Genomic DNA, 25,958 nt, shown 5'->3' with positions numbered 1-25,958 from the left:
CTATAATAGGTGTAGACTATGGAATATATGAATTTGGTCTATTAAAATAGTAAGTAATCATAAGACATTAGACTGGGGAGTATACTATGTTTTCAAATGATACCTTCGATTTAAAGTCGCTTGATGACATTTTTAATCGAATGTTAGATACAATAATGAGCTCGAAGGACGATATCTTTATTATAAGTGAACAGAGCCGAAGAAGCTTTGAAGATATGCAAAAAGAGCTAGAAATTGTTCGAAAACAAATATCAATCGTCATTGATGAAGGCGATGCTTTGGAAAAAAGTACGCAGCTTGCTAAGCAACGACTTGTATTAGTGAGTAAAGCTTTTGATAATTATACCGAAGAACAAGTTAGAGAAGCATATGAAACTGCACATGATTTTCAAGTAAAGCTCTCCGTTATGAGAACACAAGAAAAGCAGCTACGCGATAAAAGAGATGATCTAGAGAGAAGATTAAGAGGGTTACTCGATACGATTGAACGAGCTGATCATATTGTCAATCAGGTAAATGTCGTTTTGAATTACTTAACTTCTGATTTAAAAAATGTTGGTTTAGCGCTTGAACAAGCAAAAATGAAGCAAGATTTTGGCATACGAATTATTGCAGCTCAAGAAGAGGAGCGTAAGCGTTTATCGCGAGAAATTCACGATGGACCTGCTCAAATGCTTGCAAATGTACTAATGCGCACTGATTTAATAGATAGAACGTATCGTGAAAAAGGTATTGAAAATGCATTGGCTGAAATGGCCGATTTAAAGAAAACGGTGCGGAATGCTTTATCAGAGGTGCGACGTATTATTTATGATCTACGACCAATGGCACTTGATGATTTGGGAATTGTTCCGACATTAAAGAAGTATTTATCGACAGTGACTGAATACAATCCTGGTGTTGAAATTCATTTCCAATCGAGAAGTACAGAAAAACGTATACCTTCAAATTATGAAGTATCCATTTTCCGATTAGTACAAGAATGTGTAACAAATGCCATGAAGCATGGAAAGTGTAAAGACATTTGGGTAAAGCTTGAATGGTTAAAGGATGCAGTAAATGTTGTTGTAAAAGATGACGGCATCGGTTTTGACCCACAAGTAGTGAAAGATCATTCCTTTGGGATTTTAGGAATGAAAGAACGTATTGAAATTTTAAATGGTACAATTACCATTACGAGTGAAATCAATCGAGGGACAACGGTGTTATTTAAAATACCGTTAGAAGTAGAATGATGTAACTGTTGCAGAAATTTAGGGGGTAAAGACAAATGACAAAGATTATTATTGTAGACGATCACCAGCTATTCCGCGAAGGAGTAAAACGTATTTTAGACTTTGAAGATACGTTTGATGTAGTAGCTGAAGGTGACGATGGTACAGACGTGGTTACGTTATATGCTGAAAACGAACCAGATGTTGTACTTATGGATATTAACATGCCAGGCAAAAATGGTGTAGAAGCAACATCGGAGTTAATCAGTGAATTCCCAGATGCAAAAGTGATTATGCTGTCCATTCACGATGATGAAACATATGTGACACATGCTTTAAAATCAGGTGCACTTGGTTATATGTTAAAAGAGATGGATGCAGATGAAATCGTTGAGGCGATTAAAGTCGTTGCCAATGGTGGCTCTTACTTACATCCAAAAGTAACGAAAAACCTAGTAGCAGAATTTAAACGACTATCAGAGCACGAAAATAAAGGAAACTTCCATCAAACAGAAATTCGTCGTCCATTCCATTTACTAACGAAACGTGAATGTGAAGTTTTACAGCTGTTAACAGATGGACAATCTAACCGTACAATTGGTGAGACATTATTTATCTCTGAAAAAACAGTTAAAAACCACGTATCAAGTATTCTACAAAAAATGAATGTGAATGACCGTACACAAGCTGTTGTAACAGCCATTAAAAATGGTTGGGTTGAAGTACGATAATTGCAAAAACTGTTTTTAAAAGCTACTTTATTATGAAGTAGTTTTTAAAACAGTTTTTTATTTTTTTATGGTAATTATTTGTATAGCAGTTACTCTTGGGATAGCGAGTCATTCACAATTTTGTAACATCGCAAAAGGTGCATTTAACAAGAAAACTAACAGACCATGCAACATTTTACAGCCTAATGCGTCATAAGGAAGATGTAGCACCTAAATGTTGAAAATGCACAACAAAATTCCTACGACAGCATTTATATGCTACAATATGCGCGGGAGGTTTTTTGATGTTAAAGAAAAGTTTTCTAGCAGTTTTAATCTTATTAGTGTTAACTGCCTGTGGTAATAAAGATGAGAAAATGAGTGACGAAGAACGAGAAAAAGTAATAGATGATGGTACAGTAGGCTTTGAGATGATGGGTGGTAACGTAGAAAAAGCTGAAAACGTACCAGCAGCAGATGAAAAAGCTATATTAGCATCTTTTGATGAGTATATTGCAGCGTTGAACGCTGAAGAAATTGATCGTTATATGAAGACCATTTCGAAAAATCCAAAAGGTTTTAAATACGATGAAGAAAAAACATATGCATCAGAAGTATTTGAGCAATTTGATATTAAGCGTGATGTAGAAAACGTAACGATTGCTAAATATGAACCAGAAGAGGCTCAAGTGTTTGCCAATATGAAAATGCACTCTCTTCAACTTGAGACAAATGTCGAGCATGAAAGTGCAGGACGTCAAGTAACCGTCTTTGTGAAAGAAGACAACGATTGGAAAGTAACAAGTGTCTTTTATATTGGTGATGACTCACAATCAAGTACAGGCAATTAACAGGAGCTATCTTCATTCAACCTAATTGAGTGAAGATAAGCCTATATACATAAAAAATGAATGTGAAATGGAAGCTGCTTACTAGCACCATTCTGAATGGCAAAAAACGTGAACGTCATTCATTTCACATTCATTTCTTTTTGTTTTCATTTAGTGTAACGACACAACAACAATTGCAGCGAGAAGGAATAGATTGTAAACTAAGAATCATAGGAGAGTGGACTTAGATGAGGACGGCAATCGTAACAGATAGTACTGCATATATTACGGCTGAGGAACGTGCACGCTTAAACATTCATATGATTCCTTTAAGCGTTAATATCTCAGGTCAATTATTTGCAGAAGAAGTAGATATCACAGCATCTGAATTTTATGATAAGGTGCGTGGTGCAAAGGAATTTCCGAAAACAACACAGCCTCCAATCGGAGAATTTGTCGCTCTCTTTGATGAGCTGGCGAAAGAATATGACGAGGTTATTTCCATTCATTTATCGAGCGGTATTAGTGGAACATATCAAGGTGCAATACAAGCAGGTGAAATGGTAGAAGGTATTAAGGTTCATGCCTTTGACAGTGAAATATCCTGTGCGGTTCAAGGCTTCTATGTTTTAAAAGCAGCTGAAATGGCGAATGAGGGCTATTCAGCAAAAGATATCCTTGCAGCATTAGCGGACATGCAGCAATATATTCGTGCTTACTTCATTGTAGACGACTTAGCACATTTACAACGTGGTGGACGTTTATCTGCAGCAGCAGCTTTAATCGGAGGTCTTTTACAAGTGAAGCCAGTCTTGCATTTTGTGGACAAGGTCATTGTACCTTTCGAAAAAATTCGAACGCGTAAAAAGGCATTAAAGCGAGTTGAAGAGCTGCTAGCAGAGGATGCGAAAAAGTATGATGCACTGGATGCGGTGGTCATTCACGGTAATTGCCAAGCAGAGGCACAAGAATGGCTTGAACAATTAGCGAAAACGTACCCACATGTAAACTTTAAACTAAGCTATTTCGGTCCGGTCATCGGAACACATTTAGGTGAAGGATCTCTAGGCTTAGGCTGGACAAAAAAATAATTTGAATTGAATGAGTCTCTACTGCAAAAGTAGAGGCTTTTTTCTATGAAGGGAGAAAGATTAATGAGATATAAAGGCTGGATAGTACCGCCCGCAATGCGTGATTTCCATGAAGGTCGCATTTGGCTGAAAAATCATGCTCCATTTTCAAAAGATGATATGGATAAAGCAATCAATCATAAATACTTCTGTTTTATAGAAGGAGTTCAAATGAAGCCAGTTATAAAATGCAATCGTTGCCATAATACAAATCGACAATTATTCACGATATTTGATTGTTCAAAGTGTCAGCAACCATGTATTTATTGTCGGCATTGTATCAAGATGGGGAGGGTAAGTAGCTGTACACAATTAATGGTTTGGACAGGTCCTAAGGCGATAAAGACGAGCAACCATATCTTACAATGGACAGGACAATTTACTACATTACAAGAACAGGCTGCAAATGAAGCATTAGCAAGTGTGCAAGCACAACGCTCGCATCTAATCCATGCGGTTTGCGGCGCTGGTAAAACGGAGCTGCTATTTCCTATGGTTCATGATGCCTTAAAGCGTGGTTTGCGTGTTTGTATTGCAACACCACGCACAGATGTTGTACTAGAGCTCTATCCACGCTTTCAGCAAGTTTTTCCTAAAACGATCATTCATGCATTGTATGGTGGGGCATCCAAGCAAGCTGGTTATGCTCAGCTTGTCATTGCGACGACCCATCAGCTCTACAGATTTGAACAAGCATTTGATGTCATGATTGTAGATGAGGCAGATGCTTTTCCTTATACATTTGATGAAACATTGCAAAGAGCGGTTGAAAAAGCGAAAAGAAATGATGCTCCCATTGTATATGTCACTGCAACCCCTGCACAAAAGTTACTTCAGTCTTTTCACAAAGAAAGCTACTCTTTTATCCCAAAGCGCTATCACAATTACCCATTACCAGTCCCTCAATTTCATGCTTTGTGGGGCTATGAAAAAAGCTTTAATAGAGGTAAGATTCCTAAGAAGCTTAAACAATGGACAGAGGAGCGTTTGAGTCGAAATGAACCATTTTTAATATTTTTCCCGACAATTAGTTTAATGAAGATAGCAGCACCACTTTTTCAATTAATAAATGAACATATACTTGCTGTGCATGCAGAGGATTCGGAGCGTAAAGAGAAAGTGGTGAAACTGCGAAATAAAGAAGTGCCAGGATTATTAACGACAACTATTTTAGAAAGAGGCATTACGATCAGCAATGTCCAGGTGGCTGTTATTGGGGCTGAATCCCCCGTTTTTACAGCTAGTGCACTTATTCAAATCGCAGGCCGTGTCGGACGAAATATTCAATTTCCTGATGGGGACGTCCTATACTTTCATCACGGTATTACGACAGAGATGGACGAGGCGCGTGCAAAAATTCTTTTTTATAATAAGAAAGGATTTTTCAATGAATAAAATAGAAACGCGTTGTTTAATATGCTCTCAATCATTAAACACCATGATTTCCTGGAACACACTTTTAATAAAGCAATTCTCTCCGACTATATGTGAAAGATGTACCTCTCACTTTCAACGCTCAAACTCCTCTACCGCTCTCTATCAATACAATGATCCCATGAAAGATTTCTTACACCAGTTTAAATTTCTACAAGATGTAGCCCTCGCAAAAGTATTTCGTCAGGAGCTATATACTCGCTTTAAGAAAGAAAAGGCGACTTTTATTCCAATTCCCATGCATCCCCTCAAACAACAGGAACGCACCTTTTCGCATACAGAGGAACTATTGAAGGCTGCTCATGTCCCATATATTCAGCTACTAGAAAAGACTACTACCGAGACACAAAGCTCTAAAAATAGAGAACAACGGATACATGCGGCTCCTCTTTTTCGCTTGTTGACGGATGTACACGTGGAGCATAAAGATTATCTTCTATTTGACGATATAAAAACTACAGGAACGACTTTACAGCATGCTGCAGATGTGTTAAAACAAGCAGGTGCTAAAAATGTCCAATACTTCACATTAATTGAAGGTTAAAAATACCAAAGTGTAATGTATAATAAATAACATTCATAGATAAGAAATGTTGTAAGAGGAGGAAAATAGATGGCAGAGGTTCGTAATTGTCCAAAATGTAATGAATTTTTCAATTATACAGGGGTCCGAGAGGTTTGTCATAAATGTGCACAATCAGAGGAAGAACTGTATCAAATCGTCTATCGCTTCTTACGTAAACGCGAAAACCGTGCAGCAACAGTTGAACGCATTGTGGAAGCAACAGGCGCAGAAGAAGAGCTATTATACAGATGGGTTCGCAAAGGTCGTTTGCAACCAGCCATGTTCCCTAACCTTGGCTATCCATGTGATAACTGTGGTCACCTGACAACGAAAGGCAAGCTTTGTACGAAATGTCAGGATGAATTAAAGGCCGATTTGCGTACATTTGAAGCGGCAAAGGAATTCCGTGAAAGTGTAGAGCAACGTGATCGTGTCACGTATCACTCAGAGCGAAAACGTTAATAACTGGAATTGTGTGTTAATTTTAAACAAAATTAGCACACTTTTTTATATGTGAAAACTTAACATTATGTGAGACAATCCGAAATAATAGTAAGATAAGATTTTTAGATAGGGGGTTTCGATATGAAAATTACATCTTATGGAATTAATGCGGTGAACGCCTATAAAAACCAAGTGCGCAATGTAAAATCAGATACAAACAAAGCTTCTTTTGCAGATAAAATTGAAATTTCAAAGGCAGCGCAGGAATTGCAAGGAGTTTCAACCTACAGTACAGAACGAGCTGACCGCGTACAGCAATTGAAAAAAGACATTGAATCTGGTGAATACAAAGTAGATGCTCGTAAAGTAGCGGAGGATATGCTGAAATATTATCGTTTCTAGGGAATAGCAGAAAGGGTGTATAGCGATATGTCTGTAGAAGCGATTAGTTCTACACTAACGATGCTAGAGAGAATGCATAAAAGCTTACTTGAACTAGCCTATAAAAAAACAGAAATCATCAAAGCTGGCGATATCGAAGCTCTAGACCAATTGCTCAAGGATGAGCAGGCACACATAGCAGCCATCGATAAGCTCGAGCAACAGCGTCAGAAACAGGTAACGGACTACCTTGAAGCAAAGGGACTTGCTTCAACTGACAAAACAACTGTAGCAGATGTCATCGAGGCTGCTGAACAACAAGCTGACAAAGCAACACTATCAGCAGTTCGCGAACGCTTAATACAAATCATCAAAGACCTACGAAAACAAAATGATCTAAATCAAAAACTCGTTTTCCAATCTCTACAAATCGTCAACCTAACACTAGACGCCGTAAGACCTCGCACAGAGCAAATGAATTACTCTAGCAATGAGGTCCGCGGCACAAACAATATAGCTAAAAAATCATATTTCGATTCACAAGCATAACAAGGGAGGAAGAAACATGCGCTCAACATTTATGGGCCTAGAAGCAAGCAAACGCGGCCTCTTCGTACAACAAACAGCTTTATACACAACAGGACACAATATCTCAAATGCTAACACGTTAGGTTACTCTCGCCAACGAGTAAATATGCAGGCGACACCAGGTTTTCCAACAGCCGGCTTAAACCAACCTACTTATCCAGGACATCTTGGTACTGGGGTTGAAGCAAGTTCAATCCAACGTATTCGCAGTGAATTTATCGATCGCCAATATCGTCAAGAAACAAATAAATTTGGTTATTGGGAATCTAGAACAAATGCTATAGCACAAATGGAAGATGTCATGAATGAACCTTCGGAATTCGGTTTAGATAAAGCATTCGAGCAGTTCTGGAAAGGGCTTGAAGATGTGGGGACTAAGCCTGCAGATGGTGCTTCACGTCAAGTAGCTATTAGCCGTGCAGAGCACTTAGCTGAATCTTTTAATTACCTTGATAAACAATTAAAAATGATTCAGGGCAATCTTGGAAATGAACTTAATGTTTCGACAACTCAAATTAATACCATCCTTAAACAAATTGCAGCGGTTAATAAACAGATACAAGAGGTCGAACCAAGTGGACATGTACCGAATGATTTATATGATGTTCGTGATACTTTAGTCGATAAATTAAATGAGTATATCCCAGTATCAATTGAACGTATTCCTTCAGGTGGTTTAGCATCAGAGGTTGCAGAAGGAAGTTTGAAAATTACCTTTAAAGGGACAGATGGTATTGTCAGAGATCTAGTAAACGGTAAAGATTTCGCTCAATTTACAGCAATGGGTACAAATGGCACTAAGGTGACAGGCGACGATATTACAAACTCTTTTTCTGAATTACAATTAACAGGATTGGAATCTTTAGATGTACATGAGGCTGGCACTGTCACTAGTACACAAACGGCCATTAAACAGCAAGATTTTGAAGCATCGAAAGGGAAATTACTTTCATTAATTAATTCATTTGGTTATCAAAGTGCGGGTGGCGATGTTAAAGGATACTACCCAGAAACTTTACAAAAATTAGATCAATTAGCCAATGCATTTATTAAAGAATTCAATGCACAACATGCAAAAGGTTATACACTTGAAGAAAAAGATGCAAATGGAAACATCATCAATGCTTCTGTACAAGGAGGCGTTTTCTTTGAAGGTACTGGTGCTGGTGGAATCAAGGTTAATGAAGATATCCTAAAAAACCCCAACCTATTAGCTGCATCTTCTAACCCAACAGAAGAAGGAAATGGTAAGAATGCTTACGAACTTGCAAATATGCAACATAAATTATATGCAGATATAGATAACGCAAGCTTACAATCATTCTATCAAGCTATTGTCGGAAAAGTTGGTGTAGATGGTGAAGAGGCGTTACGTTTAGCTGCGACATCTGAATCCCAGCGTCTTATGGTATCTAATAGCCGTGATGCTGTAAGTGCAGTTTCCTTAGATGAAGAAATGACAAATATGATTACATTCCAACAAGCGTATAATGCAAATGCACGTATGATTACGGTTGTCGATGAAACATTGGATAAAATCATTAATGGTATGGGTCGAGTTGGTCTATAACCATAATATATAGAGATAACTCTCTTAAACTTACAAGAAGGAGGTTTTTTTCAGAATGCGTGTAACACAATCTATGCTTTCAAATAACATGCTACGCAATTTAAATAACAGCTATGGTAAAATGTCAAAGCTCCAAGACCAAATCAACTCCGGTTCAAAAATTACTCGGCCATCTGACGACCCAGTAATTGCAGTTAAAGGAATGGGTTATCGCCGAGATTTAGCTAAAGTTGAACAATATACTCGTAATATGATTACAGCAAGTAGCTGGTTGGATTCGACGGATGAATCACTTAACCAGGTTGGTGAGCAAATGAAACGAGTTCGCGAACTTGTTATTCAAGCAGCTAATGATACAAACACACCTGAAGAACGTGAAAAAATTAAAAGCGAAATTGACCAAATTCGCCAACAATTACAGGATGTAGGGAATACTAATATTGGTGGTAGTTACATATTTAGTGGAACAAGAACTAACGAACCTTTATTTATAGGAGGTGCCATAAATCCAAATACTAATCAAGAGAGCGTAAAAGTAGAAATATATGATGGTATTCAGCTCTCTGTGAATACACCAGGAAATGATTTGTTTAAGAATATAGATGATATGATGGGGAAAATTTCTGATTTACTAGGTGATCCTACAAAAACAGGTGAAGAAATTGCTAGCATGCTTGGTGGTGTATCCTCATCAACTACGAATGATGATATAACAGCCATGCATAATAAAGTTTTAGAAGCACAGGCAGATATTGGTGCGCGTCAAAATCGTGTAGAGATGATGGAAAATCGACTAGGTATACGTGAGGTTAACGTCACAAAACAGCTTAGAGACAATGAGTCTGTCGATTATGCAAAAGCAATTACTGAAATGGTGACACACGAATCTATTCATCAGGCTGCTCTTTCAGTAGGTTCTAAAATCATTCAACAAACATTAGTGGATTTTATTCGTTAATATGTTAAAAGCGTTTGGACACTTTTGTTCAGACGCTTTTCTTGAAGGAGGGATATTATTGTGAGGCTACCCCAAATACAAATTCGGACAATAGATGCCAAGATTGATCTTCATATCGCTAAACCTCAACAGCATATTGAACAACCTAAAGCGACACAACATATTGAACAACCAGCCGCTATTTTAGATATAAATACAACGAGAAGTGTTTTGAAAATTGACTCCTCACAGGCGAGAAGAGATATAGGAATGATCGGTCCTTTAGAATCAAGTGCAAATTACGCTGAAAAAGGGAAACAAGAGGCAATAAAAGGAATGGCACGAAGAGCAAGAGAAGGACGACAAATTATGGAGAATTCAGGGAAAGATCAAGGGCGTGCAGTAATTCAAAATATCGCTCAGCAAAACCACGGTCCCCACCGTGTACAATTTAATGTTAAATTTGTACCATCAATAGGATCGGTCAAAATTAATTTCACTCCAGGTACAACGGATATCAATATTCAACGAAGAGACCCAGTAATTGACGCCAAAGTGAACAAACCTATACATGAATACACACCAGGAAAAGTAACTGGTACAATGATACAAAGACCAGATGTTGACATCGATGTCATTATTTAAAGGAGAGTTTATAAATGAAAATTGCTACTAAATTTTTGGGAGAAGTCGAGATTGGTGAACAAGATATCCTTACATTTGAACACGGCTTACTTGGATTTGAGGGGGAGAGAAAATTTGTATTGCTACCGATTGATGCAGACCTTCCGTTAGCAATATTACAATCAGTTGAGCGGCCTGAAATTGGTTTTATCATTGCATACCCTTTTGCTTTCAAAAAAGATTATAGCTTTGATATAAGTGAAGATGATCTTGAGCAGCTATACCTAGAGAAGGAAGAGGATGTGTTAACATACTCAATAGTAACAATGAAGGACACATTCCAAGATTCAACTATTAATTTACTTGCACCTTTAATCATTAATATCGAAAAAAAATGCGGTAAACAAATTGTCCTTCAAGATAGTAAATCCTATCCATTACGTTACCCAATGCAGTCATTGGAAGGAAGTGCAAAATAATGCTAGTCCTTTCACGAAAAAAAGATGAGTCGATCATGATTGGTGATCAAATTGAAATAAAGATTTTAGCCGTAGAAGGCGAGCAAATTAAACTAGGTATTGTTGCTCCAAAAACGGTAAAAGTACATCGTTCGGAAGTTTTTGAAGCAATACAAGCTCAAAATAAAGAAGCTCTTTCTTCAACAACTAACTTCTTAGAGCAGCTGAAGAAAAAATAAGAGATTAATGTTCATTTTGAATCTATTACATAAAAAATAAAAAATCTTTAAAAAAACTATTAAACATTTCCAACTAATTACGATATATAGTTTGTAAGGGGCGGGAAGTAAATACATACTACCTAACCCGAATTCCACACGGATGTGGAATAACAAAACAATTATTCAAGGAGGAATTCCAAATGAGAATTCAACACAACATTTCAGCTTTAAACACACACCGTAACCTTACTTTCAACAACACTCAAGCTTCTAAAAACCTTGAGAAATTATCTTCAGGTTACAAAGTAAACCGTGCTGGCGATGACGCTGCTGGTTTAGCAATCTCTGAAAAAATGCGCGGACAAATCCGTGGTCTTGATATGGCGACTAAAAACGCTCAAGACTCAATCTCTTTAATCCAAACTGCGGAGGGTGCTCTTAACGAAACTCATGCAATCTTACAACGTATGCGTGAATTAGCAGTTCAATCTTCAAATGACACAAACGTAACTTCTGATCGTGATGCTTTACAAAAAGAAGTGGATGCACTAGCTTCAGAAATTACACGTATTGCTAATAATACAGAATTCAATACTCAAAAGTTACTTAGCGGTAGCTTCTCTGGTAAAAAATTCCATATCGGTGCTAACACTGGACAATCAATCAGCTTAAGTATTTCAAGTATGACAGCAGCTACATTAGGAGTTTCAGGTGTTGATATTAGTACTCAATCAGGTGCTAATGTAGCAATATCTACATTTAATAAAGCATTAGAAACAGTATCTACTCAACGTTCGGCTCTAGGTGCGGTACAAAACCGTTTAGAACACACAATTAACAACTTAGGTGCAACTTCTGAAAACCTTACTGCTGCTGAATCTCGTATTCGCGATACAGATATGGCAAAAGAGATGATGGGCTTCACGAAGAACAATATTTTAATGCAAGCAGCACAATCTATGTTAGCTCAAGCAAACCAACAGCCTCAAGGCGTATTACAATTATTACAATAATTTTTGTAAAAGAAGGTTCTCTCAAAATTATGAGAGAACCTTCTTAATAATTTTAAGAGAATGTCGATATAACTTGTGAGGTGTATTATAAATGGATAATTTAGCAATTAAGTTTATACCAACACGTACAGGTAAAGAGACAATGGAAATAAATGGTTTTTTAATACATAGTAAATATGATCCTGAAAAAGAAGCAAAACGGATTTTAGAAAAAGAACTTAAGGATGGGTTTATTAATATCATTTTTGGATTTGGCCAAGGTTTTTTAGCAGAAGAATTAAAAAAACAAAAAATTGACGCTAAAAAAATTTTATTTATTGAACCGCTTAAAGAGTTAATTAACAATAATGTCGGACCATATACAGTTTATAATGGTATGGATTTAGATGAAATTGAGAAAGAAATTGATAAAAAACTAAGATTTTATAGTCAAAAAATAAATATTATTTGTTTACCCAATTATGATAAAATTTTCCTTGATTTTTATAGGGATTTACTGTTAAGAATAAAAGATAAACAAAGCTTTAATGAAATTTTTACAAATACTATTCGATGGAAGAGTGAAGCTTGGCAAGAAAATCAAATTAAAAATACTTTATATTCTTATGTAGATTTATCTTTAAATGTACTAGAAAAAAAATATAATTGTCCAATTGTAATAGCTTCTAGCGGTCCTTCTCTAACTAAACAATTGTCTTTATTAAAGGAAATATTACCCAATGTTATTTTAATAGCGGCTGGCTCTACACTTACAACATTATTGAAAAATGGAATTGAGCCAGATTATATTATATCAATTGAAGGCGCTTTATCAAATTATGAAAAGCACTTTAAAGAACAAAAGTTGAACAAGGCACAATTAATTTATTCTTGTGATAATAATTATATGATTCAAAAAAATTATAAATTACCACGTTATGCTTTTTTAGATTCTTTAAGTTCTAAATTACACAATTATTTAAAAAGAAATTTTAATATTGATCTTCCCTTAATACATGGTGGAGGATCAGTTGCAAATTTTGCTTTAAGTATTGCAAGATTTTTAACAACGGGAGAAATCGCTTTAATCGGCCAAGATTTAGCATATTTAAACAATGAAACACACGCTAAGGGCAATAAAAATAATCAAACAATTACCCAAAAATTCTTGGAAAAAGTAAAACCTTTTGAAGTTGAAGGTTATTATGGTACACCAGTTTTGACAAACCATAGCTTTATAACAATGAAACATTGTTTTGAAGAAATAATTCAAAGTATAGAGTTAAAAGACAAAATATATAATTGCACTGAAGGCGGATTAAAAATTAATGGAATGAAACAAATGCCATTTTTAAAATTTTGCGATCAATTTGTTAAGAGAGAAAACATTGTTTCTTTATATGAAACTACTAATAAACAGAATGGAAGTTATATACACTATCGAAATGTGATTAATAAAGATATTTCAATTTATAAGGAGATTTTAGTAGAACTTAAAAAAGGACAAACGGCTCTTAAAACAAATAATTCAAATCATGAATTTTCCCAAAAAACACTGACGGCTTTGGATAAAGTAGACTCAAAAGTAGAAAAATTGAAAACAAAAGTTCCATCTGAAAAAATCTTTGATCCTATTACTTTAGATATTATGAATTTTTATGAACCTAAAGGTAAAGAAACACGTGAAGAAATGTATTCTAGAGTATATCGACAAAATATTGATTTATACTCTAAAACTATTGAAGCTATAGAAAAAACGATTGATTTTGCAAAGGAAGCTAAAGAAGATGCAGAAAAGTTACTAGGAGAATAAAAAAATGGATATTTTAGATATTATAGATACTTATAACCAATATATACAAAAAGTCCCTCGCGGAGCTATGTACATAGTGGAGAACTTTAGAAATGAAAATATTAATGCAGCGTTAAATGCTGTAAGTGATTTCTCAGAAGGTACCCTTTGGCTTTCAGAAATTAGCACACTATTAAATAGTAACCAAGTGAGTGTTATTTTTGATGTAACTAAAATAAATGATTTTTTAATAGAAATAAATGAGGGTTTAAACAAGCAAGATTATTTACTAGTTGCAGATATTTTCGAATATGAAATTATACCTTTTTTTGAACAATTACTACCTATACAATTCATGGTGTAAATAATGAAATATAAAATAATACCAACACGTAACAAACAGTATACTCTTTTAGTTAATGATATTTCTATATATAGTCATTATGAACCAAAGCAGGGTGCTAAAAATTGGATAGAAAAAGAAATAGACTTAAGCAAAGATGCTTATTTTTTAATAGGTTTAGGAATTGGTTATCACATTGAAGCTCTCTTAAATTGCCTTAACAGTGAAAAAAAAATAATTGTATATTATTTTGAAGATGAAGAGTATCGAATTTTTAAAAAATATGGCTTAGTCCAATTTGAAGGAAAATCAAATTTAATAATAACAAATACGTTAAAAGATATTAAATTTGAAGAAAATATACAGATTTTAATTCCTGATGTATGGATAAGGGCTATTGGACAAATGCATCCGCTTTTTCCAATTCTTGAGGTAATGAAAAATACACAACGTTCTTATAAAATAAATAAAGATTTATTACGTGAAAACTTTAACTTGAATTATAAATTAGGAGATAGTTTTTACTATCCGCAACCACGACATGAAATTGCTTGCCTAGTTGCAGCTGGCCCTTCTTTAAATGAAACTGTGCACTGGCTAAAAAAAATTGAGCACTCTGTAGATATTTATGTGTGTGGAGCAGCTCTAAATGTAATAGAGAAACAAGGTATAACTCCGATGGGAGTTTTTATTACAGATGCTAATGATACAATGCAAAAGCAACTTCTATACACAAAATATGTGGGGGCTTTATTTTATCTTTCAACAGCAAACCATACAGCTATAAGACTTCATAGAGGAAAGCGCTACATTCTTTTACAAGAAGGCTATTTATCTGCTGAAAAATATGCAAAGGCAAATAATGCTACCCTAATTGAAACAGGTGGTTCTGTTAGTACAACTATTTTTAGTTATATAGAGAAACAGAATTACCAAGCTGTTATTTTATTTGGTCAAGATATGGGGTTTAAAGGTGAATATACACATGCTCAAGAATCCACATCTGGAAAGACAGTACAAAATACAGAAAAACTTCGTAAATTGAAAAGTAATGATGATGATTATATTTATACTAACCCAACATTATATGCATTTTTTTATTGGTTTAGTGAAAAACTGAAGAATTCAAACTTAAAAGTATATAATACTGCCAAGAATGGAGCTAAGCTTATAAATGCACCATATATTAATGAATTACAATTAATAAGAATTGTTGGCGACAGGGGGATTGTTGTATGAAAATACTACATTTAGCGAGTTTCTCTGGGAATATTGGAGATGTAGCAAATCATTCAGGTTTTTACTCCCAACTCTCCCGTTTAATTGGTAAAGAAATGAAGGATTTAGAAATTACTAGGTTAGAAATAAGGAAGTTTTATCGAAGTTGGGGTCAAATGGAGTTCGATAAAAAATTTGTTGAAATGGCTAATGAACATGATATTTTAGTTATTGGTGGTGGGAATTTTTTTGAACTCTGCTGGGATTATTCTGCTACAGGTACAACTTTTGATATTTCTGAAGAAAATTTAAAGTCCATAACTAAACCAATTTTTATAAATGGAATAGGAATTGATGATAATAAAGGCTTGAATAAAGATAACATTGAAAAATTCAGGAAATTTTTATATATATTAAAAGAAAAAAAGAATGTATTCTTTACTGTACGTAATGATGGTTCTTATGAAATAGTAAAAAAGTACTTTTCAGAGTTTAGTTCTTTTATCCATGTTATTCCTGATCATGGATTTTTTGTTAAAGATTTAATTGACACATCTTCAAAAGTAGATTCAATTGGATTTAATATTGCATTAGATATGAAAGAAACCCGCTACAAAAATATAACATATTTACAATTTTTAAGTATAATAGGTGAACAAATTAATCGCATTTGTAAAGAAACAAACTATAATATTATATTTTTCCCACATATTATTTCAGATTACCAAGCTATTATGGATGTTTTACCTTACATAAAAAATGAATATACACGTACGAGAATTTCAATTGCTTCTCTTATTCAGGATGAAGAGTTAAAGACTTTTGAATACTATACATCTTGTAAAACAATTTTTGCTATGAGATTCCACGCTAATATATGTGCATTATCATTAGGAGTCCCTGTTATACCTATAATTTCTTACCCAAAACATGAAAAGTTGTACAAAGAGATTGCAGCATCCAATTGGATACTTAATATAAATAATGATAATTTTAATACGGAGATCTCTAAACAAACGGAATTAATTTGTAATAAACAAACAGCCGGTCATTTATTAAGTGAAGGAAACAAAAATCAAATATTAGTTAAGCAAAAAGAAATTGTATATCAATTATTAGAAAAATGGTTGAAGGAAAATGGTTTTAAATTATAAATCTTAAAAGGATGTATGAGAAAGGTGGGAATGAAAAAATGGTAAATCCATTTATAGAAATTTGCGGACGCAAAATAGGACAAGATTATCCGCCAATTGTTATTGCTGAAATTGGGATTAATCATGAAGGCTCACTTGAAGTGGCAAAAGAAATGGTAGATGCTGCATGGAAGGCAGGAGCAGAAATTATTAAGCATCAAACTCATATTATAGAAGATGAAATGAGTCCAAGTGCAAAAAATGTAATTCCAGGGAATACAGATGTTTCAATTTATGAAGTAATGGAACGTTGCTCATTAAATGAAAAAGATGAACGATTATTAAAGGAATATGTTGAAGAAAAAGGTATGATTTTTATAAGTACTCCTTTTTCAAGAGCTGCTGCTGATCGATTAGAAAAAATAGGTGTAGAAGCATATAAAATTGGATCAGGTGAATGTAATAACTATCCTTTAATAGAACATATAGCCTCCTTCGGAAAACCTATGATTGTTTCTACCGGAATGAATGATATTAATAGTATACAGAAAACTGTAGAAATTTTAGAAGCTTATGAGATTGATTATGCATTATTACATTGTACTAATGTATACCCTACACCTGCACACTTAGTTAGATTAGGTGCAATGCAGGAATTAAAAGATACATTTCCGAATGCAGTAATAGGTTTGTCAGACCATACATTAAATAATAATGCCTGCATAGCAGCCACTGCTTTAGGAGCAAGTATTTTAGAAAGACATTTTACAGATAGTAAATCACGCTTAGGACCGGATATTATTTGTTCAATGACACCTAGTGAGCTTACTCAGCTTATCCAGGCATCCAAAGAAATTGCGCTTATGCGTGGAGGAAAAAAAGAAGCTGTCGAAGAAGAACGGGCGACGATTGATTTTGCATTTGCTACTGTAGTAGCTATTAAAGACATCGCACCAAATGAAAGTTTTTCAAAAAGCAATATTTGGGTTAAGCGTCCTGGTATTGGGGAAATAGCGGCAGCTGATTTTCAGAATATTTTAGGGAAATTTTCGAAAAGAGAAATAAAAAAAGGACAACATTTAAGTTATGATGATATTAGCAATAGGTGATAATTAGTGAAGAAAATTTTATTTTTAACTGGTACACGGGCAGACTACGGGAAATTGAAAACATTAATGCTAAAAGTACAGGAGCATGAAAATTATGAATTATATTTATTTGTAACAGGAATGCATCTTATGCCTTTGTATGGATCAACTTGGAGGGAAATTGAGAAAGATGGATTTAAAAATGTGTATCATTTTGCTAATCAATTTACTGAAACGAGTACAGATCAAGCGTTAGGTAATATAATAAAGGGGCTAAGTGAATACATATTAGAAATTCGCCCTAATTTAATTGTAGTACATGGAGATCGTATTGAAGCATTAGGAGGAGCTATTGTAGGCGCTTTAAATAATGTACTTGTTGCGCATATTGAAGGTGGTGAGGTATCAGGTACGATTGATGAATCAATTAGACATGCTATCACTAAATTTGCACATTTTCATTTAGTAAGTAATCAAGAAGCAAAAGAAAGAATTTTACAGCTAGGTGAAAGTGAAGAAAATATACATATTATAGGATCACCTGATATAGATATCATGAAATCTAAACAATTACCCTCTTTATGTGAGGTAAAAGAAAGATATGAAATTAATTTTGATAAATATGCAATTGCAATGTATCACCCGGTTACCACTGATGTTGAGAATATAAAAAATAAAGCAAAGTCTTTTGTCGATGGTTTAATTTCTTCAAAAAGAAATTATATTGTCATTTATCCCAATAACGATTTAGGAAATAAAGAAATTATAAAAGAATATAATAGATTAGAGAAATTATCTAACTTCTTATTGTTTCCTTCTATTCGGTTTGAATTTTTTTTAACATTATTAAAAAATGCTGAATTTATTATTGGTAATTCTAGTTCAGGAATACGAGAAGCACAAGTATACAATATAATGGCCATAGATGTAGGTACCCGTCAAAATGGTAGATACAATGAAAGTCATAAACATATAATTCACTGTGATGAAATCGTAGATGAAATGGTGGAAAGTGTAAATTACGTTTTAGGAAGAAAAGAAGCAACATACAATACGCAATTTGGCCAAGGAAATAGTGATGAATTATTTTTGAAGGTTATTAATGATGAACTTTTTTGGAAAACCTCTTTACAAAAAAGCTTCATTGATAGAAAGGTGTTAAAGTATACATGATTGGAAGGAAAAAGGTGTTAGCAATTGTTCCTGCAAGAGGAGGTAGTAAAGGTATAAGGAATAAAAATATTGTAGAGATAGAAGGAAAGCCACTTATTCAATATACCTTAGATGAAGCAAAAGCTTCTAAATATATCGATCGAATATATATATCTACAGATTCTCAAGAAATTGCTGAAACTTGTGAAAAATTAGGTTTTATAGTATCTCAATTACGACCTCCAAATCTTGCTACTGATTATACAAAAATAATTGAAGTTATCATGTATATTTTAAAACAATTAAATAAACTAAATGAATATTACGATTACATAGTTTTATTACAACCAACGCAACCATTGAGAAAATCTAAACAAATTGATGAGGCAATTGAATTAATTTACGAAAAAAAAGCCGAATCACTAGTTAGTTTGTCTCCAGTTATAGATCATCCTATTCTTATAAGAAGGGTTGGTCAAAACAATCAAGTTTTTCCATTATTAAGTGGCGGTAGCACTGTAAGAAGACAGGATTTTCCTCTTTACTATATTGTCAATGGGGCAATTTATATAAATAGCGTGAGTAATCTAACAATAGATACAAGCTTAAATGATAATCAAATTGGGTATCTCATGGATAGATCTTATCATTTAGATATTGATGAACATAGTGATCTTGAGACTTTAAAAAGAATGCTGAAACAAAAAAATAAAGGTATCTAAAAGTTAACTGAGTCAGTATATTGGGTGGCGTGATACTGCTTTTTAAAGCCAGTATAAAAAAGTGGCACTAGATTGAAATGATAATTGATTTCAAATGAAAAGTTTTTCATCCGTTAGTATTGAGTTTCTTAAATTTTTTTCGATTTATGGTAAAAATATTAAATAGAAGAATCAAATTGAATGTAAGTATTTTTATCATGCTCATGGCTATAAAAGAAATAACAGTCAATGTCAATTTTTTTGTTGAGCATTATCTCTAAATTTACTCTGAGGATTTACATGAATGGTCGGCATTACTCAATTTCACTAATTCTTGAAACATTTATTAATAATTTGTATTTGTATTCTTAACTTAGTTTGCTCTTTTTTCAAACTGGTACAGTATAAAATTAAATTTTAGAGGTCAGGTTAGTAAAAAGAGAGTTTTCGCGAAATGAAAATTAATACGATGGAAAAAGGTGAAATATGAAAAATTTAGCTATTATTGGTGCTGGCCAATTAGGGAGTCGTCATCTTCAAGCTTTAGCTTTAATTGATAATGTAAATTTATTTATTGTAGACCCTTTAGAAAAAGCATGGAATCTTTGTAAAACTAGATTAAATGAAGTGAATCTGTGTAACACAAGAATAACATATTTAAAAAATATTAATGAATTACCAAATGAATTGGAATTCGTAGTAATTTCAACTAATTCTAAACAAAGACTTTTAGTCTTAAAACAATTAATTTCACATGCATTAGTAAAATATATTTTATTGGAAAAATTTCTTTTTCCGAATTATGAAGAATATAATGAAGCAAATGAACTTTTAAATAGAGTAAACACAAAAGTTTATGTGAATTGTTCTAGACCAATGTGGCAGTCATATAAAAAATTGAAAAATGAAATTGAAATATCTCATTCAATAGAGTGTAAAGTTTCTGGCGTGAATTGGAATATGTCATCCAATGCTATTCATTTTTTAAATTTATTCTTGTTTATTGTTGAAGAGAAAAATGCTGACGTTGATATTTCATTGTTAGATAAAGAAATTATGGAAAATAAACGACCTGGCTATGTGGATTTTACTGGTAGAATAACAATTACTACACCAAAAAAGCATAAATTAGTACTTGAATCATTCAAAAGTGGTGAAAAACCATTATCAATATATTTTTCATCTCAAACACAAAAAATAAAAATTTATGAATCAAGAGGAATCTATTCTATAAATGATTTGGATTATTCTTTTAATGTAGAGTATCAAAGTCAATTGACAAATTTAGTATATGAACAATTACAACAATATAATAATTGTGATTTGGTAAGTTACTCTCAAAGTAAACAGGAACATATAATGTTATTAAAAGCTTTTAATAAGTTTCTAAATGGTAGAGGTGGCGCGATAACATAATGGATGTATTATTAGTTGGTGCAGGAAACATGGCAAAGTGCTACGCGGAAGTTTTAAAAGATTTAAATGTAAAATTTGAAGTAATCGGAAGAAGTGAGAATAGCGCTAATTTATTTGAAGCTGCTACAGGCATTCCTGTAATTAGAGGTGGTATTGAACAGGCTTTTGATAGACTTACCAGTATACCTGATTACGCAATTGTTGCTACTAATGTTGAGAATTTAGAAGTAAATTCTAAGTATCTAATTAAAAAGGGAATAAAAAATATTTTAATTGAAAAACCAGGCGCTTTTACATATAAAGATATATCTTCTTTATTCATATTAGCTCAACAAATGAATTCAAACGTTTATATTGGATACAATAGAAGATTCTATTCCTCTATATTAGAAGTTCAAAAAAGAATTGAACAAGAAGGTGGATTAACATCTTTCTTTTTTGAGTTTAATGAATGGGCATATCGTTTAAATGATGGTAACCGTTCAATTTTTAAACTCAACAATTGGTTTATTGCAAATTCAACTCATGTTGTAGATACTGCTTTCTTTTTAGGGGGGATACCAAAAGAAATTAAAACAATAACACAAAGTCACATTGATTGGCATCCCAGAGGCAGTGTTTTTGTAGGGGCTGGAATTACCAAAAAGGAGATTTTATTTTCATATCATGCTAATTGGAATTCACCAGGTAGTTGGAATCTAGAATTAATGACTAAAAGTAGCCGTTATTTATTAAGGCCATTTGAAAAATTAAAGAAGCAAAAAATAGGAAATTTAAATATTGAAGCCGTTGAATTAGATGATTCACTAGATATTCGCTATAAGCCAGGGGTTTTTCGACAAACTGAGGCTTTTTTATATGGTGGGGAATTTTCTGAAAATTTATTGTGTATTAATGAAGCAACTGAATTATTCCTTATGTATGAGAAAATTAATGGAGGTTTATAGATGAGAATTTTAATAGCCGGAGATTCCTTATCCTTACCTCGCCCGCATAGAATTAATTCTTTTTCATTTGATGAAAAAGAATTAGCTGTCGGTTATGAGCAAACTTATCCAGCAATTATTATTAAAGACTTATTAATGACATATAAGTTTAATCCCTATATAGAACTAATAAATAAATCTAAAAGAGGCCAAACCATTGCTGGAGTATACTCGGAATTCATAGATTACTTATTCTTCCACGAACCTGAAATAATAATTTTACATGTAGGTATTGTAGATTGCTGGTTTAGAGATGAACTAAATGGAAAACAACGGGTACCTAAAGATGAGTTTGCTGTTTATTTGGATAGAATATTGTCATATTTAAAATTTAGAGAAGAATGTAAATTAATTCTTATTGGAATAGCCCCTACATCCTTAAAAATGGAAAGTAGATTTCCTAAAATAAACGAAGCTATTAAAAGTTATAATAAAATATTAAGTTCTAAGGAAGATTATAAAAACATCTTTTACGTACCCTTAGAAAATCAAATAGATATTAGAGAAATTCAAAAATATTTATTACCAGATCACCAGCATTTAAATGTAGAAGGAAACCGATTAGTTGCAAATGAATTATTAAAAATAATTAAAGGTATAGTAAATACAAGACAAGGTTATATGATTCATAAAGAGACTAATTACAATGAATTGAAGGAGATTTTTTACAGTTCGTATAAAGAGTATCCAAAAAATATTGATACAATCTACAATTTAATGGTCACAGCATATGAAACTGAGGATACTGATCTTTTATATGAATTAATAAACTTTATTAACGCATCAAATATTTATGATTATGAATTAGGTATTTTAATAAATGAAATCTATAAACAAGTAAAAAATTAGAAATTAACCTATATTGTTGGCATAATTATCTTAAGTCCTGTTATAAATAATCTTTTTTAGGTTAGTTTTAATAAAATTTAACTTGCAACTAAATGTTAAGTTGGTCATGTCTGATTATCGCTTTTCCTGCGTTACTTATAATATAAATAAGAGAATTTCAGTTTTTTATTGATGTTTTATAGAGAAACTGAAATTCTTTTTTTTTTAACCGATATTACCAATAGTCAGATTTGAAAAATTCTAGGAGGGTGGAGAAATGCGTATTACAGAAAATGTAAATATGGAAGCGGTGGCTACAAATAAATCTATCTTCAACAATATACCTACAGTTGCTAAGCAAGAAAGTATAACTACAGAGAAGATACCTGTAGCCAATGTTGAACAAATAAAATTTGAAAATAATGATGAAATGAGAGTAAAAGTACAAGAGGCTGTAAAAAAAATGAATGAGATGCTAGAAGTGAACAATAGTGCTTCAAAATTTAAGTATCATGAAGGTTTAGAACGTTACTATGTAACAGTGGTAAATAAGGATACAGATGAAGTAGTAAAAGAAATCCCCCCAAAAAAGCTTCTAGACGCTTTTTATGAAATGCAAAAAATGCTTGGTATGATTGTAGACGAGAAAATATAAGATATCCTAAATAAGGAGGAAATAAAATGGTAAATAGAATTGGTGGATTAGCATCAGGAATGGATATTGATGAAATTGTAAAAAAATTAATGTCTGCGGAAAGGGCTCCATTAAATAAGTTGTATCAACAAAAACAAAAATATGAATGGCAACGTGATGCTTACCGTAGTATAAATACAAAGCTTAAAACATTTGATACTTATATTGCTGATAATTTAGTTCTTAAAAATTTAATTTCAAAAACTGCAACTAGTTCAAATTCTAGCTTAGTTTCAGCTACAGCAACGGGAACAGCAGCAGGGTCACTTTCAATAGAAGGGGTTTCACAACTTGCAACAGCAGCACGTTCCATTGGAAAACAAGTAAATGCCGTTGGTTCTACTAAGATGGCTGATTTAGGCGCAAATGGAACAATAGAAATTAAGGCGATTCAAAGCAATGGTAAATTAGCTGTGAAAGCAACAAAAATTGAAGTTACTGAGGATATGACAGTAGATCAGTTCATTAGTAAAGTGAATTCTAGCAGTGCAGGAGTTAATGCAGTCTTTGAAAATGGACGTTTTTCCTTTACAGCTAAAAATACAGGTGATATTAAAGAAGGAGAAGAAATTCAAATTGTTAGTGGCCAAGATATTTTCAAAAAAATAGGTTTTTTTGAGGATGTAAACGGTAATGTAACTAGTAAATTCCAAACGACTGATGGGAAAAATGCTATTTTCACTGTAAATGGTATTACTACAGAACGTTCAACAAATACTTTTACAATTTCGGGTTACAATGTTACTTTGAAAGACACATTTAATAGCGTTCATACTATTGCGGATAAATATAAAGCTGCTGCTGTAGAATTAGAAAATGCAAAAATAAATTTAACAAATAAGCAATCAAATTACGATACAAAGAAAACAAATTATTTTGGTTCAAATAGTATTAAAAATTATACAGATGACCATAATAATGCCTATGTATCAGCATTTGGTAATACATTGAGTTTGGCAGAGCAAGAGGATTATCGAAAATTAGGTGGGGATTTTTGGAGAGATTTATCTGATGAAGAGATTACTTTCATAGATAATATAACTCCTGGTCAATCAGTATCAGATATTAAGTCAGCAATAGATGGAAGTAATTTAAGCGATGAAAGTAAAGCTAAGTTGAAATCTTTATCAGATGAAAAATTACAAAATTTACCTTCATTAAATACACAACAATTGACTGATTTTAGACTTCAAGCCAACTATGAAAAATATGGTATAAAATTAAAAGATTTTGATACAGATGCAATTATTGCTTTGAAGAATTTTTCATATAATAGTGATGATTCCATTCAAAAAATACATCAAGATATTGACAATAATACGAATTTTTCTGATGAGGTAAAAAAAGCATTAAAATCTTTAAGTAAAGATGATTTAACAAATTTAATAGCTACAGATTCATCAACTTTAGAAACTTATCAACAAAAGGCACTAGCTGATGACTTAAAGCAAAAGTATAGTCAGTTTGGTGATAGATTGTTAAAACAATTAAAAAGTGGAGAGAAAACTGTTAGTGATTTAACTGAAAAGCAAGCTGGAATTTGGAATGAGCTTACACCGGAGCAAAAGGATAAATTTTATGCATTGGCAGAACAAAACACATTGCGTTCAGAATATTTGAATGCAGATGCAGAATTAAAAGCTGCGCAAACACGTCTTACAGATGCAGAAAATACAAAAATTACTTCACAACAAGATGCAGAAGAAGCTGGTATTTTAAATCCAGATGGTACAGTAAATGAAGATACTGTAAATGATGCACCAAAAGCACAAGCAGTTACTATGACTTCAACTACAAATATAGATGAAATAATAGATAAAATAAAAGATTTTGTTACCACATATAATGGTTTAATAAAGGATCTTAATGATCAATTAAAACAAACTAAATATAGAGATTATACACCGTTAACTAGTGAGCAAAAAGACGAGATGTCTGAAAATGAAATTAAGCTTTGGGAAGAGAAAGCAAAAAGCGGCTTACTTCGAAATGATACTATTTTGCGAAATGGTTTGTCAGACATGAGATCTTTAATCTATCAATCTAATCCAGCTATTGATGATTCTAAATACAATACACTTTATAGTATAGGTATTACCACAACTAAAGATTATAATGATGGCGGGATGTTAGAAATTGATGAAAAGAAATTACGTAAAGCATTAGAAGAAAACCCAGAAGCGGTGGAAAAACTCTTTAAAAATAGTGAAGGTAAAGAGGAAGATATAGTTGATGGTAAAACTGTAGATACACGTGGCTATCTAGATAAATTAAGATTTGGAGCTATGAAATCTTTAGAGATTAATATTGAGAAAAAAGCTGGTCGCTCTACAATGACAGACTCTCAATACTCAATAGGCAAAAATTTAGTAGATACTGAAAGTCGTATTGATACATGGAAGAGAAAACTCGAAACGGTTGAAGCTCGATATTGGAAACAATTCACAGCGATGGAACAAGCAATAAACAAAGCAAATCAACAATCTAGCATGTTCATGCAAGGCTGAGT

At 33.0% G+C, this 25,958-nt stretch carries 27 protein-coding genes; all 27 read left to right on the top strand.

Going from position 1 to position 25,958, the window contains the following annotated elements:
* Positions 1–86: 86 nt before the first annotated feature.
* Positions 87–1,235: a sensor histidine kinase gene (locus ABC382_RS12410; RefSeq protein ID WP_274795610.1), complete on the top strand. Its 1,149-nt coding sequence runs from the start codon at positions 87–89 to the stop codon at positions 1,233–1,235.
* Positions 1,236–1,270: 35 nt separating this feature from the next.
* A complete protein-coding gene (locus tag ABC382_RS12405; RefSeq protein WP_274795611.1) occupies positions 1,271–1,945 on the top strand; it encodes a response regulator transcription factor in 675 nt (224 codons plus the stop codon).
* Between the two features lie 284 nt (positions 1,946–2,229).
* Entirely contained in the window at positions 2,230–2,775 is a 546-nt protein-coding gene (locus ABC382_RS12400) for a nuclear transport factor 2 family protein (protein ID WP_312504913.1), read from the top strand.
* 227 nt (positions 2,776–3,002) lie between these two features.
* On the top strand, positions 3,003–3,845 hold the full coding sequence (locus ABC382_RS12395) for a DegV family protein (protein ID WP_274795614.1): 843 nt from the start codon (positions 3,003–3,005) through the stop codon (positions 3,843–3,845).
* A gap of 45 nt (positions 3,846–3,890) precedes the next feature.
* Positions 3,891–5,279, top strand: a complete 1,389-nt coding sequence (locus ABC382_RS12390; protein ID WP_412926869.1) for an ATP-dependent helicase ComFA — start codon at positions 3,891–3,893, stop codon at positions 5,277–5,279.
* A gap of 160 nt (positions 5,280–5,439) precedes the next feature.
* A complete protein-coding gene (locus tag ABC382_RS12385) occupies positions 5,440–5,862 on the top strand; it encodes a ComF family protein (RefSeq protein WP_412926868.1) in 423 nt (140 codons plus the stop codon).
* Positions 5,863–5,931: 69 nt separating this feature from the next.
* Positions 5,932–6,345: a TIGR03826 family flagellar region protein gene (locus ABC382_RS12380; protein WP_274795618.1), complete on the top strand. Its 414-nt coding sequence runs from the start codon at positions 5,932–5,934 to the stop codon at positions 6,343–6,345.
* A 123-nt stretch (positions 6,346–6,468) separates the two neighbouring features.
* Positions 6,469–6,729: a flagellar biosynthesis anti-sigma factor FlgM gene (flgM, locus tag ABC382_RS12375; protein ID WP_274795619.1), complete on the top strand. Its 261-nt coding sequence runs from the start codon at positions 6,469–6,471 to the stop codon at positions 6,727–6,729.
* Between the two features lie 27 nt (positions 6,730–6,756).
* Positions 6,757–7,257 (top strand): flagellar protein FlgN, encoded by a 501-nt coding sequence (locus ABC382_RS12370; protein ID WP_412926867.1) that lies wholly within the window; start codon positions 6,757–6,759, stop codon positions 7,255–7,257.
* 16 nt (positions 7,258–7,273) lie between these two features.
* Positions 7,274–8,866, top strand: coding sequence for a flagellar hook-associated protein FlgK (gene flgK, locus ABC382_RS12365; protein WP_274795621.1), 1,593 nt, complete (start codon positions 7,274–7,276; stop codon positions 8,864–8,866).
* A gap of 55 nt (positions 8,867–8,921) precedes the next feature.
* Entirely contained in the window at positions 8,922–9,824 is a 903-nt protein-coding gene (gene flgL, locus ABC382_RS12360) for a flagellar hook-associated protein FlgL (protein WP_322611287.1), read from the top strand.
* A gap of 60 nt (positions 9,825–9,884) precedes the next feature.
* A complete protein-coding gene (locus ABC382_RS12355; protein ID WP_412926866.1) occupies positions 9,885–10,448 on the top strand; it encodes a DUF6470 family protein in 564 nt (187 codons plus the stop codon).
* Between the two features lie 14 nt (positions 10,449–10,462).
* Positions 10,463–10,906 (top strand): flagellar assembly protein FliW, encoded by a 444-nt coding sequence (fliW, locus tag ABC382_RS12350; RefSeq protein WP_322611289.1) that lies wholly within the window; start codon positions 10,463–10,465, stop codon positions 10,904–10,906.
* The gene (csrA, locus tag ABC382_RS12345) at positions 10,906–11,124 is read left to right on the top strand and encodes a carbon storage regulator CsrA (protein WP_008178850.1); all 219 of its coding nucleotides are present in this window, start codon (positions 10,906–10,908) and stop codon (positions 11,122–11,124) included. The genes fliW and csrA overlap by 1 nt, the downstream gene beginning before the upstream one ends.
* 182 nt (positions 11,125–11,306) lie before the next feature.
* The gene (hag, locus tag ABC382_RS12340) at positions 11,307–12,119 is read left to right on the top strand and encodes a flagellin Hag (protein ID WP_412926865.1); all 813 of its coding nucleotides are present in this window, start codon (positions 11,307–11,309) and stop codon (positions 12,117–12,119) included.
* A 91-nt stretch (positions 12,120–12,210) separates the two neighbouring features.
* Positions 12,211–13,911: a motility associated factor glycosyltransferase family protein gene (locus ABC382_RS12335; RefSeq protein ID WP_412926864.1), complete on the top strand. Its 1,701-nt coding sequence runs from the start codon at positions 12,211–12,213 to the stop codon at positions 13,909–13,911.
* A 4-nt stretch (positions 13,912–13,915) separates the two neighbouring features.
* Positions 13,916–14,254, top strand: coding sequence for a DUF8042 domain-containing protein (locus ABC382_RS12330; RefSeq protein WP_412926863.1), 339 nt, complete (start codon positions 13,916–13,918; stop codon positions 14,252–14,254).
* Between the two features lie 3 nt (positions 14,255–14,257).
* On the top strand, positions 14,258–15,472 hold the full coding sequence (locus tag ABC382_RS12325) for a 6-hydroxymethylpterin diphosphokinase MptE-like protein (protein WP_412926862.1): 1,215 nt from the start codon (positions 14,258–14,260) through the stop codon (positions 15,470–15,472).
* Positions 15,469–16,605 carry a polysaccharide pyruvyl transferase family protein gene (locus ABC382_RS12320; protein WP_412926861.1) on the top strand — a complete coding sequence of 379 codons (1,137 nt, stop codon included), beginning with the start codon at positions 15,469–15,471 and terminating at the stop codon, positions 16,603–16,605. Before ABC382_RS12325 ends, ABC382_RS12320 begins: the two co-directional genes overlap by 4 nt.
* A 38-nt stretch (positions 16,606–16,643) precedes the next feature.
* A complete protein-coding gene (locus tag ABC382_RS12315; protein ID WP_412926860.1) occupies positions 16,644–17,693 on the top strand; it encodes an N-acetylneuraminate synthase family protein in 1,050 nt (349 codons plus the stop codon).
* A gap of 6 nt (positions 17,694–17,699) precedes the next feature.
* A complete protein-coding gene (neuC, locus tag ABC382_RS12310; RefSeq protein WP_412926859.1) occupies positions 17,700–18,845 on the top strand; it encodes a UDP-N-acetylglucosamine 2-epimerase in 1,146 nt (381 codons plus the stop codon).
* Positions 18,846–18,859: 14 nt separating this feature from the next.
* Positions 18,860–19,546 (top strand): acylneuraminate cytidylyltransferase family protein, encoded by a 687-nt coding sequence (locus tag ABC382_RS12305; protein WP_412926858.1) that lies wholly within the window; start codon positions 18,860–18,862, stop codon positions 19,544–19,546.
* Positions 19,547–20,011: 465 nt separating this feature from the next.
* Entirely contained in the window at positions 20,012–20,941 is a 930-nt protein-coding gene (locus ABC382_RS12300; RefSeq protein WP_412926857.1) for a Gfo/Idh/MocA family oxidoreductase, read from the top strand.
* Positions 20,941–21,888, top strand: coding sequence for a Gfo/Idh/MocA family oxidoreductase (locus ABC382_RS12295; RefSeq protein WP_412926856.1), 948 nt, complete (start codon positions 20,941–20,943; stop codon positions 21,886–21,888). The genes ABC382_RS12300 and ABC382_RS12295 overlap by 1 nt, the downstream gene beginning before the upstream one ends.
* Positions 21,889–22,776, top strand: coding sequence for an SGNH/GDSL hydrolase family protein (locus ABC382_RS12290; RefSeq protein WP_412926855.1), 888 nt, complete (start codon positions 21,889–21,891; stop codon positions 22,774–22,776).
* Positions 22,777–23,032: 256 nt separating this feature from the next.
* Positions 23,033–23,410, top strand: coding sequence for a flagellar protein FlaG (locus tag ABC382_RS12285; RefSeq protein WP_412926854.1), 378 nt, complete (start codon positions 23,033–23,035; stop codon positions 23,408–23,410).
* A gap of 26 nt (positions 23,411–23,436) precedes the next feature.
* Positions 23,437–25,956, top strand: a complete 2,520-nt coding sequence (gene fliD, locus ABC382_RS12280; protein ID WP_412926853.1) for a flagellar filament capping protein FliD — start codon at positions 23,437–23,439, stop codon at positions 25,954–25,956.
* Positions 25,957–25,958 lie beyond the last annotated feature (2 nt).

The sequence above is a fragment of the Lysinibacillus phoenicis genome (genome assembly GCF_047238325.1).
GTDB lineage: Bacteria > Bacillota > Bacilli > Bacillales_A > Planococcaceae > Lysinibacillus > Lysinibacillus irui.
This window is presented reverse-complemented; position numbering and strand designations above follow the sequence as displayed.